The organism is Streptomyces muensis (genome assembly GCF_021474425.1).
Lineage (GTDB): Bacteria > Actinomycetota > Actinomycetes > Streptomycetales > Streptomycetaceae > Streptomyces > Streptomyces muensis.
Genome location: NZ_JAKEIP010000008.1, coordinates 79,910 through 99,269, shown reverse-complemented (window position 1 = coordinate 99,269; position 19,360 = coordinate 79,910). Strand labels below are relative to the sequence as shown.

The following is a 19,360-nucleotide window of genomic DNA, read 5'->3' as shown; positions in this document are numbered from 1 at the left end:
TACCCGACGTTTGTTCGGTGAGTGGCGGTCCGCATACGATCGGCTGCCGCCGCAGCCGAGGAGCCCGCATGCCGCCCGCCCGACCCCGCGTCCTGTACGTCACCGACCTGGCCTACCCGGCGCGCGGGCGGCGCTACTGCGACGAGGACATCTTCCTCACCTCCCGACTGCGCGACGACTTCGACCTCGCCCTGTGCCACCCCAGGGACGCGGCCGCGCTCATGGCCGCCTTCGACGCGGTCGTCGTCCGCAACAGCGGTCCCGTGCTGGACTACCAGGACGCGTACGACGACTTCCGCCGTCGTGCGCTCGCCGCCGGGGCGCGCGTGTACAACCCGCTCTCCGGCAAGGCCGACATGGCGGGCAAGCAGTACCTGCTCGACCTGACCACGGCCGGCCACCCGGTCATCCCCACCGTGGAAAGCGCCGACGACCTGCACCGGCTGCCCGACGCCGACCGGTATGTCGTCAAGCCCAAGCTCGGCGCCGACTCCATAGGGCTGCGGATCGTTCCGGCGCAGGGCGTGCGCGAGTCGGTCGACGGGGACGTCCTGATCCAGCCCTGCGTCGACTTCGCCTACGAAGTCTCCTTCTACTTCGTCGACCACGACTTCCAGTACGCCCTGTACGCGCCCCACACCGACCGGCGCTGGCAGCTGGAGCCGTACGAACCCACCGACAGTGACCTGGAGTTCGCCCGGCGCTTCGTGGAGTGGAACGGCATCACGCACGGCATCCAGCGCGTCGACGCCTGCCGCGCGCCGGGCGGCGAACTGCTGCTGGTCGAGCTGGAGGACCTCAACCCGTACCTGTCGCTGGACGTCCTGGACGACACGGGACGGGACGCCTTCGTCGCCGCGATGAAGGCGTCTCTGCACCGTTTCCTCGCTGCGACCGGACCATGTCGCTGAACCGGCGGGACGGCAACCCCGTATCACTTCTCGGGGAATGGTGAATCCCGTGAAGACGGGACGGAAGGAGAGCGGCGTGCCCACACGGCCCGACCCCGAGCAGTCCGACGAAGGCCCGGCCCTGGAACCGATCCGCGTCCTGCGCCCACGCCGCACCGACGCCCTCGCGGAACTCTTCAAGGAGTTGGAGCGGGACAGGAACGGCTACGAAGCCGTGGCCGTGCCGCCGTCCCTGCCCGGTACGGAGGACGCGACACAGGAACTCCCGCCCGTCGCGGAGGAGACGAGGATCGCACCGCTCGGCAGCGGCGCCCGCCCCCGCCCGGCCGCATCCGGCGGCCCCGGATTCCGCCGGGCCGCCGTCGCGGTCGCCGTGACGGCGGCGGCGGTCGTCGGCTTCGGTGGGGCGCTGGTGCTCTCCGGCCGCGGCGACGACACGGCGGCCGGGGCCGAGGATCCGGCCTCGTCCGCGAGTGCCTCGGCATCGGCCGAGCCTGACCCGAACGCACCGGGCGCACCCGGCGCCGACGACTCGGGTGACTCGGGTGACTCCGGTGGCCGCGGGGGCTCGTCCGCCTGCACCGCGTCCTTCCGGACCGTCAACAGCTGGCAGGGCGGCTACCAGGGCGAGGTGACCGTGACCAACGCGCCCGCCGCGTCCGTCTCCGGCTGGACCGCGACGGTCGTACCGGACGACGGCACCCGACTCACCCAGGTCTGGGACGGCACCCTCACCACGACGGGAGACGGCACCGCCACCGTCGCCAACGCCTCGTGGAACGGGAAGCTGGCGCCCGGTGCGAGCGTCACGTTCGGGTTCATCGCCGACACCTCGCGGTCCGGCTCCCCCTCGGCGGAGGTGACCTGCGCGGCGACGGCCGGAGCGTCCTGAGGCTAGGCCCGCAACCGGCAAGTCCAGCACATCCAGCCCGCCCGGCGCGTCCTACCGCTAACGGTGACGACCGGTCAGCGACCCCGGTCGACCAGCGCCTGGGACACCGCGCGCACGCTGCGGGCGATGTGCTGCAACTGCATGACCTCCGCCGCGTACATCTTGATGGTGAGCTCGATGACCGACTCCGGCATGCCGAGGGCAGGCAGGTCGGCCCGCGCGGTCTGCAGCGCGGTGCGGGCGACCCGGATCTCGTTCTGGACCTGGATCTGCGCATGGCGGGCGAGCAGCACGGGGTGGCGGATCAGTGCCGGATAGCTGGCGTAGCGGGCCGGCACCAGCTCACGCAGCCACTTGGCCGCCGAACGTTCCCAGTCGTAGGAGCCGGGGGTCTTGACCTGGCACGGCCAGTCCGGGCTGATGCGCGTCGTCGTCAGGGTCATGGTCATCGCTTCCGGGTGTGCGGCGTCGTCTGGGGTGTCCGACGGGGTCGGGGCGGCCCCGGCCTAGGGGATGACCGGGGCCGCCGCCACGGGCGCTCGCGCGTGCGATGCCCGACCGAACAGCCCGTGCGCCGACGCGGGTAGGAGACGGCGGCAACGGCTGTTCGTTGAGGAGCCCGCCGAGGCAGCCGACATGTGCACGACGGATGGGGTGAGGTGCGCATGAGCGGACCGGCTGCTTTCGGCGGGCGGATGGTGCGTGTGAAGTATTTATATATGCCGTCTGCTTTTCAAGGCGCATGAAAACATTCATGCGTGATTTGAATGGAAACACCCCACCCTGTGGCGGTTCGACGGCCGGATTTCGGGGTTCAGTCCCGGAGGAAGAACTGGTGCTCGTCCGAGATGTGCTCGTAGTCCTCCAGTCGCGCCTGCGTGCGCTCCGGGTCGGCGTCGGTCATGGCCTGGAGCAGCGCGGCGGCCATCACGCCCGGCGCGGCGTAGGAGTCGAAGACCAGCCGGGAGCCGGTGCCGGTGGCGAAGACGACGTCGGCGGTGTCGGCCACCGGCCCGAGCGCCAGGTCGGTGACCAGGGCGACTTTCAGCCCGGCGCTGCGCGCGACCCGCACGGCGGTGAGGGTCTCCTGCGCGTGCCGGGGCATGGAGAACGCCAGCACCCAGGTGCCGCCGGCCTCGCGCGACTGGAGCAGCGCGTCGTAGGCGACGCTGCCGCCGCGGGTCACCAGCCGTACGTCGGGGTGGATACGGCGTGCCGCGTAGGCGAAGTACTCGGCGAGGGAGCCGGAGATGCGCAGTCCGAGGATGGTCAGCGGGGTCGACCGCGACAGTTCACGGCCGATGGCGATCACCTGGTCGGGGTCGGCGAAGTCGCGCCGCAGGTTCTCCAGGTTCTCGATCTCGGCGTCCACGGCGGACTGCAGCTCGTTGGCGCCGTTCTCCTCCGCCGCCGCGGGGCCCCCGGCGAGGCTGCCCAGGGCGATTGCCTGGAGCTTCTCCCGTAGCGCCGGGTAACCGCTGAAGCCCACCGCTCCGGCGAAACGCGTCACCGAGGGCTGGCTGACACCGACCCGCTCGGCGAGATCGGTGATCGAAAGGAACGCCGCTTCGGTGATGTGCTCGATCAGGTACTGCGCGATACGCCGCTGTCCGGGGGACAGGCGGGGCTGGTCGAAGAGTGTCCTGAGCTGGGAAGTCGGGGACGCCTCCGCTTCCGGAGCGGTCTTGCCCGAAGTGATCGCGGATGCCTGCGCGCGCGCCTGCTGCGGCGATGGCAGGGCGCCTCCTTTGTCTTCCACAGTGCTTCAACATAGCTCACACACCGTGGTGACCAAGGTGTGTGAGCGGAGTGCGGGCGCTGCGCTCAGCGCCGATAGATGGTGATCGAATGGCCGACCGTATCGATCGGACGACTGCTGTCGATCAATTCGGCCAGCCGCCCGGTCGCTTTGGCCGCCGCGGAGTCCGACACGACGAGCAGCCCGCGCACTTCACGCGCGGGCGCCCTGCGCGGATCGGTGGCGCGGACGCCGTAGTAGGACGGCACACCGCTGCCCTTGTAGACGAGCCAGACCCGCTCACCCGGGTACCGTTCGCGCAGCCGGTCCGCGAGCCGGCCCAGGTCCTGACCCCAGTCCACGTTCGAGTCGTGCAGCCGCAGCCGCGTCTTCGCCGGACCGCCGAACGCCTCGTTGGAGTACGGCAGGTAGTACGGATACGTCCGCAGCGAGCTGACCGCGACGAACAGCACCAGCGCACCCACCGCGACCGGCGCACACCGCCACCGCACCGCGACCGCACAGCCCGCGGCCACCGCCAGGAACATCGGCACGAAGACGGCGTACCGCGTACCGAAGTCCCGTGACCCGAGCATGGCCGAGGCGAGCAGCACGGCGGTCGGCACCAGCAGATACGGCGCCGCCGGCCGCAGCCGCCGAACGGCCACCAGCACAACCGCACCCGCCGCCCACAGGGCGAGCATGCCGAGCGGCGTCTTCACCAGCAGCGCGGCCGGCAGGTAGTACCAGAGCGAGCCCGTGTAGAGCCGGCCGAACAGAAAGCCCTCCCACGGGTGGTTCTCGAAGCCGAACTGGACGCGCATCCCGTCCCGGTACGCCTCCGGGAACGGCAGCAGGTCCACCACGAGCCCCCGCAGCCCGTGCACGACCGGCACATGCTGCTGAGGTGCCCACCGCAGCCGTGGGTCGACCACCAGATACGAGGCCCACACGACGCCGATCGCGACCACCACGACGACGCCGGCGCCCGCGACCGCCCGCAGGAGAGTCCTGCGGCGGGGCTCGGCGGGCTCGGCGGACACCCTCGCACACCACACCGACAGGGCCGCCAGCGCGGCCACCACCGGGACCACCGCCAACGCGCTCATCTTCGTCGCCAGGGCCGCGCCGAGCGCGACCCCGGCGAGCGGCACATACCGGCGCGGCCGGTGGCGGGCCCGCCACAGCAGCCAGACCGACGCCAGCACGAACCCGGCCGTCGGAACGTCCAAGGTGGCCAGGGAGCCATGGGCGATGACGTCGGGGGAGAAGGCGTACAGTCCGAGCGCCGCCAACCCGCCCACGGCACCGGCCAGTTCACGGGCGAAGGCGAACACGATCAGCCCGAACGAAAGAGTCAGGACGATCACGGGGAGCCGGGCGAACAGCATCAGCCGCCAGGGGTCGTTCCCCGACTCGTACAGCAGATGCCGGCCCAACCGGCCCTGATCGCCCGTGAACGAGCCATCGACCTGGGGATCGGCCAGCGCCACACCGGTGCCGATGACCAGCTTGCCCAGCGGCGGATGCTCGGGGTTGTGGACCAGACGGTGCTCGTACAGATACTCGGCCGCCGCGCCCACATACACGGGTTCGTCGATCGTCGGAGTCTGCTGCAGCGCGGTCGTCACCATCGCGACGGCCATCTGGCCCAGCAGCACGACCACGAGGAGCGGGACCAGCCAGCGCCTGCGGGACGACCACGAGGGCTGAGCGTCAGGCGTTTTGAGCGCATCGGGCGTGTCCGGGAGCGCCTGCGATGCCGCTGCCGACACCTGCGCGGGGGTCGTACCCGAGTGCCGTTCGAGCGCCATCATCCGCTCCGCGGCGCCGTCGGCCCCGCGGCGGCGGGAGCTGATCCGGAGCCGGCCCATGGGCCTACTCTGCACCAGCCCCCGCGCCGGGGACGGCGTTACCGCCTCAGGAGTCGTACCGACAGGCCTTCTGCCGTGTAGACGGGTACGGCCCGCAGCCGGTCCGAGTTCAGCGCGATCCGGTCGAACTGACCACGCAACCGCTGTGCCTCGATGACGGGAACCGTCGCCCCCGCGACCGGCGGCCGCTCGGCGTCGAGGCGCAGCGACAGCACGCTGCCCCGGCCCAGCACCACTCGACGGGACACCTCGAGCGCCGGACCGTGGTTCTTGCGGAGCAGCAGCTCCAGGGTCGTCTCGCCCTCCTGGACGTAGGAGCCGCGCACCCGCAGCACCTTGTCCGCGCGCAGCACGCCGCCCCGCACCCGCACATCGCCCTGCCCGAGGGCATTGGCGGACCCGGCGACCAGCGTGCCCGCCTCGACGACCGTGCCGCCGTGGTACCGGTTGTGCCCGGTCAGCGTGAGCGTGCCGGTGCCGCGCTTGGTCAGGCCGCCCTCGCCGCGGATGTCGTTGCGCCACGCGTCGGCCGCGCCGAAGCCCCCGGCCGCCGCGTCCAGCGTCACGGTCACGTCGGAGTCGAAGGCGCCGTAACCGTCCGCCGCCGAGAACAGGTCGAGCCGCCCCCACTGCTCGGATCCGTCGAGCAGGACATACCCGGCGGGCAGCGCGGTCGTACGCAGCACCTCGCGGCGCTGGGCCGCGCTCAGGTACGGCTGGCGCGTCTCCAGCAGCACCTCGGCGCCCTTCGGCACGGTCAGGGGCTCGTCGCGGCCGCGCCGGGTCAGCACATACGTCAGCTTCGGCCTGACGGCGCGGGCGTTGGCGTCGCGGTCGGCATACGGGTCGGTGCCGACGTCCGCCGAGTGGGCGTAGGCGTACAGCGTGTCCGCCGTCGTGCCGGTCCGCTTCGCGAAGTACGCGAGGGCCTGCGTCCGGGCGGCGGCCTTGAGATCGGAGTTGGCCGGGTCGGCCAGCGCGGCGGCGGCCAGGGCGGTGGCCATGACGCGGCCGCCGAGGACGTCGACCGTGGAGTGCATGCCCGCCACGATCCGGGTGTGGCTGAGCTCGAAGGCGGCGGTCACCATCTCCTGGAAGCGCTCCGGTACGGCGTAGGCGTACGCCAGGGCCGCCAGGTGCAGGGCGTTGGTGTGGCCGCTGGGGAAACCGCCGTCCTCGGCCGCGTTCTCACTGCGCTGGCGCAGCAGCTGCGGGGCGACGACCACCTTCGAGTCGTAGACGGGGAAGCCGAACTCGTCCTTCTCGCCGGTGTCGACGACCTCGCTGTCCTCGTTCATCCGCCACGGACGCGGGTACTGGAAGGCGAACTTGGCCGGGTTGCCGGAGGCGAAGGGGCCGCGCACCGTGTCGACCAGCCTGGCCACCTGGCCGAGGTCCGAGTCGTACGACCCGGCGCCGATCGCGGACCCCGCGGGCGCGTCGGCCGGCAGGACGTCGCTGATCTTCCCGGCGGGGGTACCGTCCGGCGCGCTGGTGATCGAAGTGACCGCCTTCGCGCCCGACTTGTACAGGTCGGCCAGCGGACCGAGCCCGGCGATCACCGAGTAGCTCTGGTGCTGACGGTCGACGATGAACGATTCCTTCGCCTGGGCGTCCGTGCGCACGGCGGTGATCCGGGCGCAGTAGCGCATGTTGGCGCGCAGCACCTCGGGGGCGAGCGGTGTGCCGGTGTTCCAGGCGCCGCCCGTCTTCCACACCTTCGCGAAGCCGCCGAGGATCCGGATGACCGCGTTGGTCTCGGGCGTCTGGTTCGCGACGATGTTCGTCTTGTAGTCGTCGACGAACGCGGCGGCGGCCGCGGCGGCCTTCGCGTCCGCCGCGGCCAGCCAGCCGACGAGGGTGGGCGCGGCCACGACACCGGCCGTGGCCCCCAGGGAGGTCTTGAGGAACCCCCTGCGTCTCATGGTGCGTTCGGTGAGCGGCGCGGGGGTGTGCTGCCCGGCGGTTGACGGCATGGGTGTGGCCTCTCTCGAGTTCTGCGGCCGTGCGGCCGGGAGGTCGTTCGAGCGAAGATCTACGGGCGGGTCATGGCGAAGTGGAGGAGAGTCGGCGACCGGCACATGTCACACAAGTGAACGGGCCATCGCCACGGCGCCCTCGACCGGAGGTGCCCGCAGGGGGCGCGGCCGGGCCGTCGGCACACTCTCCTGAAGCGCCGACACGAAGGCGTCGTACAGCGAGGGCTGGGCGAGGACGGTGCTGCCCGCGACCACGACGTCGTCGACCACCACCCCACGGGCGGCGAGGCGTTCGACGAGCGCGGCCAGGGAGCGGCCCGCCTCCGCGATCACGGTGCGGGCGAGCGGGGAGCCGGCCTCGGCGGCGGCGAACACGGCCGGGGCGTGCCGGCCCCAGTCGGCGGAGGGCGCCGTGGCGGACTCCAACGCGGCGCCGAGCGCGGGTACTTCGGGGACGTCGAAGGCGGCCAGCAGACCGAGCGCCAGCGCGTCGGGCTCCTCGCCGAGGTCGTGCGCGGCCCATACGGCACGGACGGCCTCGCGGACCAGGCCGGCGGCGCCGCCCTCGTCGCCGAGCAGCGCGCCCCAGCCGCCGACCTGGACCGGTGTGCCGTCGGCGAAGCGGCCCACGGCGACGGATCCGGTGCCGGCGACCAGGCCGACACCCTTGTCCAGGCCCGCGGCGGGCACGAGGAGTTCGGCGTCGCCCATGACCAGCGCGGGCGCGTCGAAGTGGAGTTGGAGCGCCGTACGGATCTGTGCGCACTGACGCGCGGTCTCGCAGGCATGTGCGCCGACGGCCAGCGCGGCCGGGCGCGTGCCCCTGGGAAGGGCCTCGGCGAGCAGCGCGGCCAGCCAGCCGGCGGCGGCCACCGGATCGCACGGCCGCCAGCCGCTGCTGGGACGGACGTGATCGGCCACGACGGTCTCGGCCGTGAGCGCGCGGAGATGCGTCTTGGTGCCGCCCACGTCGATGCCGACCACCAGTGGGCCGGACAAAGGGGTGACCTGCACGGATCCTCTTTCGTCGGTGCGCTGGGTGCTGCGACGGCGGGCGAACCGTGCCGGAGGGCAAGACTGTTGAAGAGCTGGTGAAGCCCCGGGACGGGCCTCTGGACGGATCACGGCAGGCGAGTACCGTGACGTTCGTTAGGAAGTTAACTAACGAAGTACAGTGCGTGTCAATAGGCGTCGCGCAGTCGGCTTCCCGGGCCTTTCGCCCGGTCCGGCGAGGCGTGCCGCCAGGGCAACCCATCGCCGCCTTCCGCCGAGCCGATCGGCCCGGGAGAGCAGCCTGTCACCTGGGGGAACTGTGGAACACGACGTGGTAAGAGCCCCCCGTCTGACCGAGAGCGCGAGCCTCGTATTCGCCGTGCTGGCCCAGGCCGGCACCGCGACCCGGCCGCAGCTCGCCAGCCTTGCGCGGCTGTCCAAACCGACGGTCTCCGCCGCCGTCGCCGAACTGGAGAGCGTCCATCTGGCCGCCCACTCCGGCACCGCCTCCAGCGGCACGGGCCGCAGCGCCGCCGTCTACCGCCTCGGCCCGGCCGCCGGCGCCGTGCTCGCCGTCGACCTCGGCCCGGCGCTCACCCGGGTCCGCGGCTGCGCCCTGGACGGCACCCTGCTCGCCGAGGCCACCGGTCCCCGCACCGAGGCGGCCGACGTGGTGCGCGACACACTCGGCGCGCTGCCCGCCGACGCCCCGCTGCGCACCATCGTCGTGGCCGTCGGTGATGTCACCGCGCGGGCCGAGGAGGGCTCCGGCATGCGCCCGGCGACCGCCAAGGCGGGGCCCGTCTTCGACGCGGTGGCCGTCGCGCTGCCGCCCGGAGTCCCCGTCCACCTGGAGAACAACGTCAACTGCGCCGCGCTCGCGGAACTGCACGAGGGCGCGGCGCGCGGCCGGCGCACCTTCGGCTATCTGCGGATCGGCGTCGGTATCGGTCTCGGCATCGTGGTGGGAGGCCAGGTGCTGGCCGGGGCGAACGGAGCCGCCGGAGAGCTCGCCCGGCTGCCCTACCCCTGGGACGACGACCTGGAGCCCCGCCACGAGGCCCTGGAGGAGTACATCGGGGCCCGTTCCCTGCTGCGCCGGGCCGCCGAGGCATGGCCGGATGCCGACGGTGCCGGCCCCGCCACGGTCGAGCGGCTCTTCGCGCTCGCCGGCGAGGGCAACGCCCCGGCCCGCGCCGTCGTCGCCCGGCACGCCGTGGACGTGGGCAGGCTGGCCGCCGCGGTGACCGCCGTACTGGATCCGGGGCTGCTCGTGCTGGGCGGCAGCACCGGCGCGTTCTCGCAGCTCCTGCCCGGTGTGCGGGCCGAGCTGGAGCGGCTCAGCTGGCCCACCGAGGTGGTCAGCAGCCAGGTCGGTGATCTCGGCACCGTGGTGGGCGCGGCCCGCCTCGCGGTGGCCAGAGGAGTCCAAACCGTGACCGAGGCGGCGCGGACGAAGGATTGACGGTTTCGGACTCGGTCTGCCAATGTCCGGACAAGCGCTTTCTAAGTCGGCCGGGACGCCGGCTTGGGGCGAGCGTCCCGCCCGTACTCGACGTACGGCAACCGCACGAGGGCGAGCCCGTGCGGTGACGGCCAGGACGGCCGGGGATCCCGCCCCGCGTGGACGACGCGGCCGGGCGAGGTCGCGGCCCCCGGAAAGTGACTTTTCCTGCAAATCCTGCAAAATGCACCCGTGCCGCATCGTCGGCGCCGGGCTCCGTCCCCTACGACGAAAAGGGATCGAAGATGACCACTGTGGGTGTGCGGCGCTCCCGCCGACTCGGCCGCGGCGGTATACGCCGCCTGGCTCCCCTCGCTGCCGTGGCCACGGCAGGTGCCCTCCTGCTCTCCGCCTGCGGGTCGGACTCCGGCTCGGGCGGGACCTCCAAGTCGCTGACGTTCTGGATCTCCACGGTTCCGGGGCAGGACGCGGGCTGGAAGAAGATGGTGGCGCAGTACGAGAAGGAAACCGGCGTCAAGGTCAAGCTCGTCAACATCCCCTACGACGGCTACACGACGAAGCTGCACAACGCCGCCCAGGCGAACTCCCTGCCCGACGTGGCGGCCGTGCCGGCGCTGGACCCGATCTGGTCGAACAAGCTGATCGACCTCAGCGACATCGCCAACAACAAGACCAACAAGATCAACGCCAACTTCGTCGCCAAGGACTCGTCCGGGAAGGTGCTGTCCATCCCCTCGGACGTCACCGCGTCCGGCATGTTCATCAACAAGTCCCTCTTCGAGAAGGCCGGCGTCGACTACCCGACCTCGCCCGACAAGACCTGGACCTGGACCGACTTCATCGAGGCGGCGAACAAGGTCCGGGAGAAGACCAAGGCCAAGTACTCCCTGACCTTCGACCAGTCGCCGTCCCGGCTGCGCGCCATGGTCTACGAGATGGGCGGCAAGTACGTCCACGCGGACGACTCCGGCAAGTTCTCGGTGGACGCGGCGACCAAGAAGGCCGTGAACACCTTCGTCGGCTGGAACGACGACAAGACCATGCCGAAGTCGGTGTGGACGTCCGGCGCCGACCCGTCCGCCATGTTCCAGAGCGGTGACGTGGTCGCCTACTGGTCCGGCGTGTGGCAGGTCCCCGCCTTCGCGGAGAGCATCAAGAAGTTCGAGTGGGCGAGCGTCCCGACCCCCGCCCAGCCGGTGCAGGCCAGTGACGTCAACAGCGGCGGCATGACGGTGGGCTTCAACAACAACGCCGACGCGGCCGCCGCCGCGAAGAAGTTCCTGTCCTGGCTGTACGAGCCGGACCACTACCAGGCGCTGTGCGAGGCGTCCGGCTTCCTGCCGGTCGAGAGCGGCCTGAACCCGAAGTACCCCTTCAAGTCCGAGGCGGCGCAGGCGGCGTTCAAGCTCTACAACGAGTCCATCCCGCTCTACGACCCGATCTCCGGCTACTTCAACAGCGCGCAGACGAACTGGGTGCTGAAGGGCAAGAGCCTCACCGAGGACCCGACCAAGACGGAACTCGGCAAGGCGATCAACGGCCAGCAGTCGGCCGACAAGGCCCTGGAGAACATCGTGGCCGGCTACAACCAGCAGGTCGGCGGCTGATCGCAGGCCGACAGTCCGGGCGGCGGTGTCCCGACCCCGCCGCCCGGACTCGGGGCCCGCGCGAAGCCGGGCTCACCGCCTGAGCCCACAGGAACCCATTCCACCAGCACGGAGTCAGGAAGATGACAAAACGCGCCTCGGACGTGTCGGACGTGTCCGTGAGCCCGCCCAGGAGACGCAGTAAGTACACCCTCGCGCCGCTCGTCCTCATCGCGGCCAACGTCGTGCTCTTCGCGCTGTTCTTCGTCTGGCCGGCGGTGATCGGGCTCGTCTACTCCTTCACGAACTACACGGGTGTGGGGGCGTTCCAGTTCGTCGGACTGGACAACTACAGCAACCTGTTCGGGGACTCCACCTTCTTCGACGCGCTGTCCCGGACACTGCTGTACACCGTGCTCTTCGTACCGCTGAACTTCGTGCTCTCGCTGCTCATCGCCAACGTGCTGGTGAGCAAGCACGCCAAGGGCGTGTCGGTCGCCCGCATCTTCTTCTTCATCCCGTGGCTGCTGTCGCCGATCGTCGTGGGTGTCCTGTGGCGGTGGCTGTTCGGCGAGAACTTCGGACTGGTCAACTACCTCATCGAGAAGCTCGGCGGAAGCGCCGTTCCCTGGCAGTCGAACGCGGACCTGTCGCTGATCGTGGTGGTCGTGGCGGCATCCTGGGCCTGGACGGGCTTCTCGATGCTGCTGTTCATCGCGGCGATCAAGAACGTGCCGCAGTCGTACTACGAGGCGGCCGAGCTCGACGGCGCCGGCCCGTGGCGCCAGTTCATCAGCATCACACTGCCGAGCATCGCGCCGACCTCCTTCATCGTCATCCTGCTCAACACGATCCACGCGATGAAGGAATACCCGCTGTTCGCCTCCCTCAACAACGGCGGACCCGGAACGTCGAACAACCTGCTTGTCCAGTACATCTACCAGACCGGCTTCAAGACGGGCCAGATCGGCTACGCGAGCGCCGCGTCGTTCGTGCTCATGCTCATCCTGATGGTCGTCGCGATCGTCCAGATGATGGTCAACCGGCGGGTGGAGAACCGATGACAACCACAGACATGCCGCGCAAGGTCGACGCCGCCTCCGTACGGGCCGTCTCCAGGAAGCGGTCCCGCGGCGGGAGCGGCGGTGGCCTTCGGCGCGCGGTGCCCGCGACGACACTCCTGTGGGTCCTGGCGGCCCTCTACGCGGTGCCGGTGCTGTGGTTCGTCCTCAGCTCCTTCAAGCCGGCGGGAGACCTGTTCTCCCTTCCGCTGACGCTGTTCCCGCACGACCCCACCGTGTCGGGATACAAGACGGCGTGGGACAGCGCCAACTTCTCCCAGTACTTCATCAACACGGCCATCGTCTGTGTGATCGCGACGATCCTCACGGTGGGAGTCAGCTGCTGCACCGGGTACGCGCTCGCCAAGTACGACAACAAATGGCTCAAGGCCTTCTTCATCGGCATCCTGGCCACCACGATGCTGCCGGGCGAGGTCATGCTCGCCCCGCTGTTCCTGGTGGTCCGCGACCTCGGCTTCTACAACTCGCTCGCCGGCATCATCCTCCCGGCCCTGCTCACCGCGACCGGCTGCTTCATGTTCCGGCAGTTCTTCCTGACGGTCCCCGACGAGCTCATCGAGGCCGCCCGCATCGACGGCGCGCGTGAGCTGTCGATCTTCCTGAGGATCATGGTGCCGCTCTCCCGGCCCATCATGCTGACGCTCGCCATCCTGTCGTTCCAGTGGCGCTGGAACGACTACATCTGGCCGCTGCTGATGCTCAACGACCCCGAGAAGTTCACCGTGCAGATCGGCATCCAGAGCCTCGTCGGGGCGCAGAACATCAACTGGTCGGTGCTGCTCGGCGGATCGGTCATCTCCATGATCCCGCTGATCATCGTCTTCCTGGTGTTCCAGAAGTACGTCATGAACGCCGACATCAACGCCGGCCTGAAGGACTGACCTTGCCCCACCCGATCGACCACGAGTTCGTCCGGTCGGCGGCGCGCGCCGCCGACCGGCTGGCCGCCCCGCTCGCCGCCGACCCCGACGAGGAACCCACCGGTGTGCCACACCGTGGTCTGGCACACCGGGTGAAGACCCTGGTCGCGGCCTACCGTTCCCCGGACTCGGCACTGCACGGCAGCAAGCAGGCCGTCGCCGCCGCGATGACACAGCTGCGCGCCCTGCGGGCGGTGCAGACGCCCTCCGGTCTCTTCGCGGGCGGCGACAACGTCCAGTCACCTCCCGACTCCGCGTTCACCGTCAACGACGTGTGCGACGCGTACGTCCTCGCCGCCGACGCGGGACCGGAACTGGGCGAGGTGACGGCCGCGCTCGCCGAGATCGCCGGCGCCGCCACCGAAAGCCTCCTGACCGGTGGCGTGCACACCCCGAACCACCGCTGGGAGCTGTGCGCGGCGCTGGCCCGACTGCACCGGTCGTTCCCGGACGACCGGCTCCTCGACCGCGTCGAGGAGTGGCTCGGCGAGGGCGTCGACATCGACGCGGAGGGCCTGTACTCGGAACGCAGCGCCGTCTACGCGTCCATCGTGACCAACCCGGCGCTGCTGTTGCTGGCCGAGGTGCTCGGGCGTACCGACCTGCCGGCCGCCGTCGAACGCAACCTCGCCGCGACCCTGGACCTGATCAGGCCGGACGGCACGGTGGAGACCGTCCACTCGCGCCGCCAGGACCAGAAGCTGTCGTTCGCGCTGTGGCCCTACCTGCCGCACTACCGGCTGCTCGCGATCCGCACCGGCCGGGGCGACTTCGCCCGCGCGGCCCGCCTGGCGGCCGCCGACGGCATCGAGGACCCCGACCTGCTCGCCCAGACCCTCCTCACCCCGGAGCTGTGCCGCACCCTGCCGGCCCCGGACGCGGAGCAGCTCCCACGCCACCGGTACCTGCCCACCACACGCCTCGCCGCACACGCGTCGGCCACCGCGCACACCGTGGTGTACGGCGGCTCCGACGTGCCCGAGCACCGGCGCATCCGCTCGGGCCTCGCCTGCAACCCCACCTTCCTGCGTATGTTCGCCGGTGCCGCCGTCCTGGACGCGGTCCGTCTCTCGCGGGTGTTCTTCGACCTGGGCCCGTTCCGCGCCGCCGCCATGGAACGGCTCGACGACCACCGGTACCGGCTCACCCAAACCCTCACCACCGCCTACTACCAGCCGCTCCCGAAGGACCGAAGGCGCGACGACGGCGCCTACCGCCTGGTGGACGAGGGCCGCTTCTCCGCGGCGATGGCCTTCCCCGACCGCCCTCAGGACGAGGTCTCCCACACGACCCGAATCGAGGTCGACCTACGGGACGACGGCGCCGACCTGCGGATCGACGTCAGCGGCCCCACCGTGCCCTGGGCCCTCGAACTGACCTTCCGCCCGGGCGGCGAGCCGCAGGGCGCCGTCCCGCTCGGCGACGGAAGCTGGTGCCTGACGACCGAGCCGTTGACCTACCGCGTCGGCGACGACGAGATCCGGATCGAGGCCACCGTCGAGACGGGCGAACCGCTCGCCGGACCGGACCGCGGCGACGTACTGCGATACGACCCGGGGCAGGACTACACCGTGGCCGGCGGCACCGACGCGACGACCGGGAACCGCGTCTACCTCGGCGGCCACGGACCGCAGACCCTGAACCTGGCACTGCGCGCCCACCGGCACGTACCCGTCGTATGACCCCGACGACCGACGCCATGGCCACCTCAGGCATGAAGGGCTGATCCCCGTGCACCTCACGTCCCCTCCCGTGCACCTGCCACGCCAGCTGGGCCCGCTGCACGACCTGCCGGACAGCCCCGAGGCATACGACGCCGTCCTCGCCGGCGTCGTGGCGGAGGCCCTGGCCCGGCTCACGCCGGAGGGCAACCTGGAGCACCCGGACTGCGTCGACGACATCGGCGACACGTCCCTCGGCATCACCTCGCTGCTCGCCCTGGCCTGGCAGCGCGGCAAGGACCCCCGGCTGCCGGAGGCGGTGCGCCGCAGCCTCGCCTTCCATCTGCGCGAGCGGGTCTACACGGTGGACAACCCCGGCTACCCGAACCTGAGGGCCCGCCACTCGGCCCTGCCCTACGCCCGCTACACCCTCGCCGCCGGCGCCCACCCCGTCGGCGACTGGCCGAGCACGGTGTGGGCGCTGCTCCAGGCCGTCGACGTGCTGGATCTGGCGGAGGGGCTCGTCGAGGGCGAGCAGCGCGCGGAACTGCTCGACGTCGCGCACGGCTACTGGCGCTGGCTGACCGAGGCGACCTTCTTCAACCCGCAGGAGGCCGGCAACCAGGCCATCGGCTGCATCGTCGGCGGGCTGATGCTGGCCCGCCATCTCCCGCCCGGCAAGGGCGAGCAGGTGCGTGCCCGGGCCCTCGCCCTGTACGCCGACAAGATCCGCGCCCACCGCGTCGCGGACCGGGGCGCGCTGCTGCCGCCCGAGCACGGCGGCGCCTACGACAACAACTACGGCCCGATCTCCCTGTCCTTCCTCGCCCAGGCCCACCGGGTCAGCGGCGAGCGGATCTTCGCCGAGGACGGCGACGCGCTCGCCCGCTACATCGACGCCCGTCTGACGAACGGCGGCTTCGACAACGGCGGCCCGCGCTACAGCGAGCAGCACAGCGGCTTCGAGTCGGTCCTGGGCCTGCGCTACTTCAGCCGGCGCGTCGGCTCCGACCTCGGCCGCTACCGGGGCGACACCCGCTGGGGCCGGCACGCGGTCAAGGCCGACGGCGGGGTCGACGGTCACTTCGCCTGGATGCTGGTCTGGCAGATCCAGGACACCACGCGCTGGCACCGCAGACCGTCGCGGCTCCCGGCCCGTCACCAACTGCGGGCGGGCACGGTGTCGGTGGCCTTCGACGACCGTATGACGCCGTCGCTGGTCGAGGCCGCGGGCACGTACTACCTCCCGGCGGCGGTGAACCGACAGCACGGCTTCGGCCCCGTCACGGACGGCTTCCTCTACTGCCGCCCCATGGGCGAGGTCCGCGTCCGGGACGTCCGCGCCGACGGCCTCACGGCCAAGCTGGTCACCAAGCCGGTCGTCGGCCGCGACCACGTCCTGCGCCATCTGAGGTCCCTGTACGTCACCGACGGGACGCGCCTGTGGGTGACCGTCGCGGTGGAACGGCTCCCCGGCACGCCGTACCTGCTCGCTGGGCTGCCGTACGCCACCGACGACGGCGACCGGGTGCGCAGGACCGCGGACGGTGACGTCACGTCGGCCGGCGCGCTCCGGCTGACGCACCCCGGGTCGGACGGCGTGGAGTACTTCGACGCCCGCGAAGGCCGGACCCAGGAGGAGGCGGCCTTCGCCCTGGCGGCCGACCCGCGCGGATACGGCAACCCCGACGAGGGCTGGCGGCATCTGGTGGGCTCGACGGCCCTGGAGGCCGAACCGGCGCCGGGCGGCCCGGAGGACCTGCACGTCTTCGCCGTACGCTACGGACCTTCCGGCCCGTTCGGCGCCCTGAGCGTCGAACGCGACGGTGCGCGGCTGGTCGTCCACACCGAGGCATTCACCGCCGTGCTCGGCGAGGTGGCGGGCGACGCACACGGGGAGCCGGAGCTCACGCTCAAGACGTCATAGACGCTGACGGCTCGACAGGGCCGTGGCCGGCACCACCAGGTCCGCCCGGACCCGGGTCGCGGCGACCAGGTCCGCGTTGCGCTGGTCGGTGCCCAGCACCCAGGCCACCGCCTTCTCGTGCGGCTTGCCGAACTCCTCGTGACGGGCGATCAGCCGCCGCACCCGCTCCGGCTCGTCGGCCTCGCAGAACCACACCTCGTCCAGCTGTCGCCGCACCCGGACCCACGGCCCCGTGTCCAGCAGCAGATAGTTCCCCTCGGTCACCACCAGCCGGGCGGTCGGCTCCACCGCGACGGCACCGGCGATCGGCTGCTCCAGCACTCGCTCGAACCCGGGCGCGTACACGATGTCGCCGTCGGCCTCCTCGCGCAGACGTCGCAGCAGCGCCGCGTACCCCGCAGCGTCGAAGGTCTCCGGCGCGCCCTTGCGGTCGCGCAGACCGAGCCGGTCCAGTTCCACGTCGGCCAGATGGAAGCCGTCCATGGGCACATGGGCGACCCACTTGTCCCCGGAACCGTTCAGCTCCCGCACCAGACGCTCGGCGAGCGTCGTCTTGCCCGCGCCGGGGCTGCCGGCGATGCCGAGGACGGCACGGTGGCCGTCGCGGGGGAGGGACCGGGCACGGGCGAGGAGATCGTCGAAGGTCGGGACCACAGACCAGAGTGTGTCACCCCTCGGTCAGGCACCTGGCCGAACATCACACTGCACACCTGTCCCATGCGGGTTAGCTTGTCCGTGTTTTCGATCTTTTCATCGCTTTCTTTCTTCCCGGAGGGGCGGACGATGGCGCACGGCACGAAGCCCATGGTCGTGAGCATGGGCCGGCGCGACGGGGCGTTCCTGTCCGGCCGGTCGTGGCAGGCCCGCGGCCACGGCCTGCTCGCGGCGGTGGCCGGCGCCTTCACCCTCGCCCAACTCCTGCTCGTACGGCCCTCGATCGGCCTCGGCTGGGACGAGGTGGTGTACGTCAGCCAGGTCGGCGGCGACGCCCCGGCCGCGTTCTTCAGCGCACCACGCGCGCGCGGCGTCCCGCTGCTGGTCTGGCCCGTCGCCTCCTGGTCGTCCTCCACGCCCCTGCTGCGCGTCTACCTCGCCGTCCTGTCCGGACTCGGCCTGTACCTGGCCCTGCGCGCCTGGCGCGGACTTTTCCCGCCCCGCGTCCTGGCCGGCGCGGCAGCCCTGTTCGCCACCCTGTGGGTGACCCTCTTCTACGGCCCGCAGGCCATGCCCAACCTCTGGGTCGCCCTCGGCGCCCTGATCTGCGTCGCCTGCTTCCTGCGGGCCCGCACGGACCGGCTCGACCGGACGGCGTGGTGGGGTGTCCTGGCGGGCGCCGCGCTGATGGCGTGGATGCGGCCCACCGACGCCGTCTGGGTCACGCTGCCGCTGCTCGTGCTCGCCGTGGCGGCACGGCACTGGCGGCTCGGCGGCGCCCTCGCCGCGGGCCTGGCCGCCGGTGGCCTGCAGTGGGTGATCGAGGCGTTCACCAGCTACGGCGGACTGCGCGAGCGGCTGAACCAGGCCTCCCGTATCCAGGGCGACCTGGGCTGGAACCTCGCCGTCGACGACCAGCTGCGCAGCCTGGTCGGCAGCACCCTGTGCCGGCCCTGCGACGGCGAGATGCCCACGCCGGTCGTCTACGCCTGGTGGTTCGTGCTCCCGCTGCTCGCCGCCTACGGGCTGGCGGTCGCGGTCCTGGCCGGCCGCACCACCCGCACCCTGGTCCCCCTGGCCTGCGCCGCCACGGCCGCCTTCCCGTACCTGTTCATGATCGGATACGCGGCGCCCCGCTTCCTCCTGCCCGCCTACGCGCTGCTCGCCATCCCGGTCGCCGACGCGCTGCTCCACCTGGCCACCAGACCGAACGGCCGCCTGCGCCCGGTGCCGGCCGCCGTGATCGCGCTCGGCCTGGCCGGACATCTGGCCGTGCAGTACGTCGTCCTGGACCGCACCGTGGACCGCACCACCGTCAACCGCGAGGCCTGGGATCGCTCCGCCGCCGCACTCCACCGCCTCGGCGTACGCCCGCCCTGCCTGCTCACCGGCCACGAGGCCATCCCCGTCGGCTACTACACCGGCTGCGACTCCGGCGCGACCAGCGGCCACAACGCCAACACCACCAAGGCCGACATCCTGCACACCGCCCGCAGCATCCCGGTCGGCGCCCTCACCGACCCCGGCGGCACACCGCCCCGCTACGCCCGCGACTGGGAACTCCACCGCCTCGACGGCCTGGAGGTCCGCATCGCCCCGGCGCCGGACGCGGGCGCTTGAGCCTGAAAGGAGTTTCCCGGCCGCCCGGTTCAGGTAGGAGTCCGGTTGTCGGCCGGAC

At 71.5% G+C, this 19,360-nt stretch carries 15 protein-coding genes; 9 read left to right on the top strand and 6 right to left on the bottom strand.

What is annotated here, in order from left to right; genetic code table 11:
- Positions 1-68: 68 nt before the first annotated feature.
- Both L0P92_RS04240 and L0P92_RS04235 read left to right on the top strand, forming a co-directional pair.
- Complete coding sequence (locus L0P92_RS04240; protein WP_234761107.1) at positions 69-911, top strand: hypothetical protein; 843 nt, start codon at positions 69-71, stop codon at positions 909-911.
- Positions 912-987: 76 nt separating this feature from the next.
- Entirely contained in the window at positions 988-1,803 is an 816-nt protein-coding gene (locus L0P92_RS04235; protein WP_308289615.1) for a cellulose binding domain-containing protein, read from the top strand.
- A 74-nt stretch (positions 1,804-1,877) separates the two neighbouring features.
- Here the strand turns inward: L0P92_RS04235 and L0P92_RS04230 are convergent, their stop codons facing one another.
- The 5 genes from L0P92_RS04230 to L0P92_RS04210 all read right to left on the bottom strand — a co-directional run bounded on the left by L0P92_RS04230 (position 1,878) and on the right by L0P92_RS04210 (position 8,408).
- On the bottom strand, positions 1,878-2,252 hold the full coding sequence (locus tag L0P92_RS04230) for a hypothetical protein (protein ID WP_234761105.1): 375 nt from the start codon (positions 2,250-2,252) through the stop codon (positions 1,878-1,880).
- Positions 2,253-2,617: 365 nt separating this feature from the next.
- Positions 2,618-3,541, bottom strand: a complete 924-nt coding sequence (locus L0P92_RS04225) for a MurR/RpiR family transcriptional regulator (protein WP_234761119.1) — start codon at positions 3,539-3,541, stop codon at positions 2,618-2,620.
- Positions 3,542-3,627: 86 nt separating this feature from the next.
- The gene (locus L0P92_RS04220) at positions 3,628-5,187 is read right to left on the bottom strand and encodes an ArnT family glycosyltransferase (RefSeq protein ID WP_234761118.1); all 1,560 of its coding nucleotides are present in this window, start codon (positions 5,185-5,187) and stop codon (positions 3,628-3,630) included.
- 266 nt (positions 5,188-5,453) lie between these two features.
- Positions 5,454-7,391 carry a phosphatase PAP2 family protein gene (locus L0P92_RS04215; RefSeq protein WP_234761104.1) on the bottom strand — a complete coding sequence of 646 codons (1,938 nt, stop codon included), beginning with the start codon at positions 7,389-7,391 and terminating at the stop codon, positions 5,454-5,456.
- A gap of 108 nt (positions 7,392-7,499) precedes the next feature.
- Positions 7,500-8,408 carry an N-acetylglucosamine kinase gene (locus L0P92_RS04210; RefSeq protein ID WP_234761103.1) on the bottom strand — a complete coding sequence of 303 codons (909 nt, stop codon included), beginning with the start codon at positions 8,406-8,408 and terminating at the stop codon, positions 7,500-7,502.
- Between the two features lie 310 nt (positions 8,409-8,718).
- On the opposite strand from L0P92_RS04210, the gene L0P92_RS04205 reads away from it, so the two are divergent.
- The 6 genes from L0P92_RS04205 to L0P92_RS04180 all read left to right on the top strand — a co-directional run bounded on the left by L0P92_RS04205 (position 8,719) and on the right by L0P92_RS04180 (position 17,028).
- Complete coding sequence (locus L0P92_RS04205) at positions 8,719-9,852, top strand: ROK family protein (protein ID WP_234761102.1); 1,134 nt, start codon at positions 8,719-8,721, stop codon at positions 9,850-9,852.
- Positions 9,853-10,136: 284 nt separating this feature from the next.
- Positions 10,137-11,459: an extracellular solute-binding protein gene (locus tag L0P92_RS04200; protein WP_234761101.1), complete on the top strand. Its 1,323-nt coding sequence runs from the start codon at positions 10,137-10,139 to the stop codon at positions 11,457-11,459.
- 122 nt (positions 11,460-11,581) lie between these two features.
- Complete coding sequence (locus L0P92_RS04195; RefSeq protein WP_234761100.1) at positions 11,582-12,502, top strand: carbohydrate ABC transporter permease; 921 nt, start codon at positions 11,582-11,584, stop codon at positions 12,500-12,502.
- Positions 12,499-13,401 (top strand): carbohydrate ABC transporter permease, encoded by a 903-nt coding sequence (locus L0P92_RS04190; protein ID WP_234761099.1) that lies wholly within the window; start codon positions 12,499-12,501, stop codon positions 13,399-13,401. Before L0P92_RS04195 ends, L0P92_RS04190 begins: the two co-directional genes overlap by 4 nt.
- Before the next feature lie 2 nt (positions 13,402-13,403).
- A complete protein-coding gene (locus L0P92_RS04185; RefSeq protein WP_234761097.1) occupies positions 13,404-15,122 on the top strand; it encodes a hypothetical protein in 1,719 nt (572 codons plus the stop codon).
- Positions 15,123-15,192: 70 nt separating this feature from the next.
- Complete coding sequence (locus L0P92_RS04180) at positions 15,193-17,028, top strand: hypothetical protein (protein WP_234761096.1); 1,836 nt, start codon at positions 15,193-15,195, stop codon at positions 17,026-17,028.
- Here the strand turns inward: L0P92_RS04180 and L0P92_RS04175 are convergent.
- A complete protein-coding gene (locus L0P92_RS04175) occupies positions 17,023-17,682 on the bottom strand; it encodes a nucleoside/nucleotide kinase family protein (protein WP_234761094.1) in 660 nt (219 codons plus the stop codon). The genes L0P92_RS04180 and L0P92_RS04175 overlap by 6 nt on opposite strands.
- Positions 17,683-17,811: 129 nt before the next feature.
- Between L0P92_RS04175 and L0P92_RS04170 the strand changes: the two genes are divergently transcribed.
- Positions 17,812-19,302, top strand: coding sequence for a glycosyltransferase family protein (locus L0P92_RS04170; RefSeq protein WP_234761093.1), 1,491 nt, complete (start codon positions 17,812-17,814; stop codon positions 19,300-19,302).
- Positions 19,303-19,360 lie beyond the last annotated feature (58 nt).

What these genes read in the sequence shown, in the direction of transcription:
- L0P92_RS04240 (WP_234761107.1), top strand. Translation starts at nt 69, where the DNA reads ATGCCGCCCGCCCGACCCCGCGTCCTGTACGTCACCGACCTGGCCTAC.
- L0P92_RS04230 (WP_234761105.1), bottom strand. Translation starts at nt 2,252, where the DNA reads ATGACCATGACCCTGACGACGACGCGCATCAGCCCGGACTGGCCGTGC.
- L0P92_RS04220 (WP_234761118.1), bottom strand. Translation starts at nt 5,187, where the DNA reads ATGGCCGTCGCGATGGTGACGACCGCGCTGCAGCAGACTCCGACGATC.
- L0P92_RS04215 (WP_234761104.1), bottom strand. Translation starts at nt 7,391, where the DNA reads ATGCCGTCAACCGCCGGGCAGCACACCCCCGCGCCGCTCACCGAACGC.
- L0P92_RS04200 (WP_234761101.1), top strand. Translation starts at nt 10,137, where the DNA reads ATGACCACTGTGGGTGTGCGGCGCTCCCGCCGACTCGGCCGCGGCGGT.
- L0P92_RS04195 (WP_234761100.1), top strand. Translation starts at nt 11,582, where the DNA reads ATGACAAAACGCGCCTCGGACGTGTCGGACGTGTCCGTGAGCCCGCCC.
- L0P92_RS04190 (WP_234761099.1), top strand. Translation starts at nt 12,499, where the DNA reads ATGACAACCACAGACATGCCGCGCAAGGTCGACGCCGCCTCCGTACGG.
- L0P92_RS04170 (WP_234761093.1), top strand. Translation starts at nt 17,812, where the DNA reads ATGGCGCACGGCACGAAGCCCATGGTCGTGAGCATGGGCCGGCGCGAC.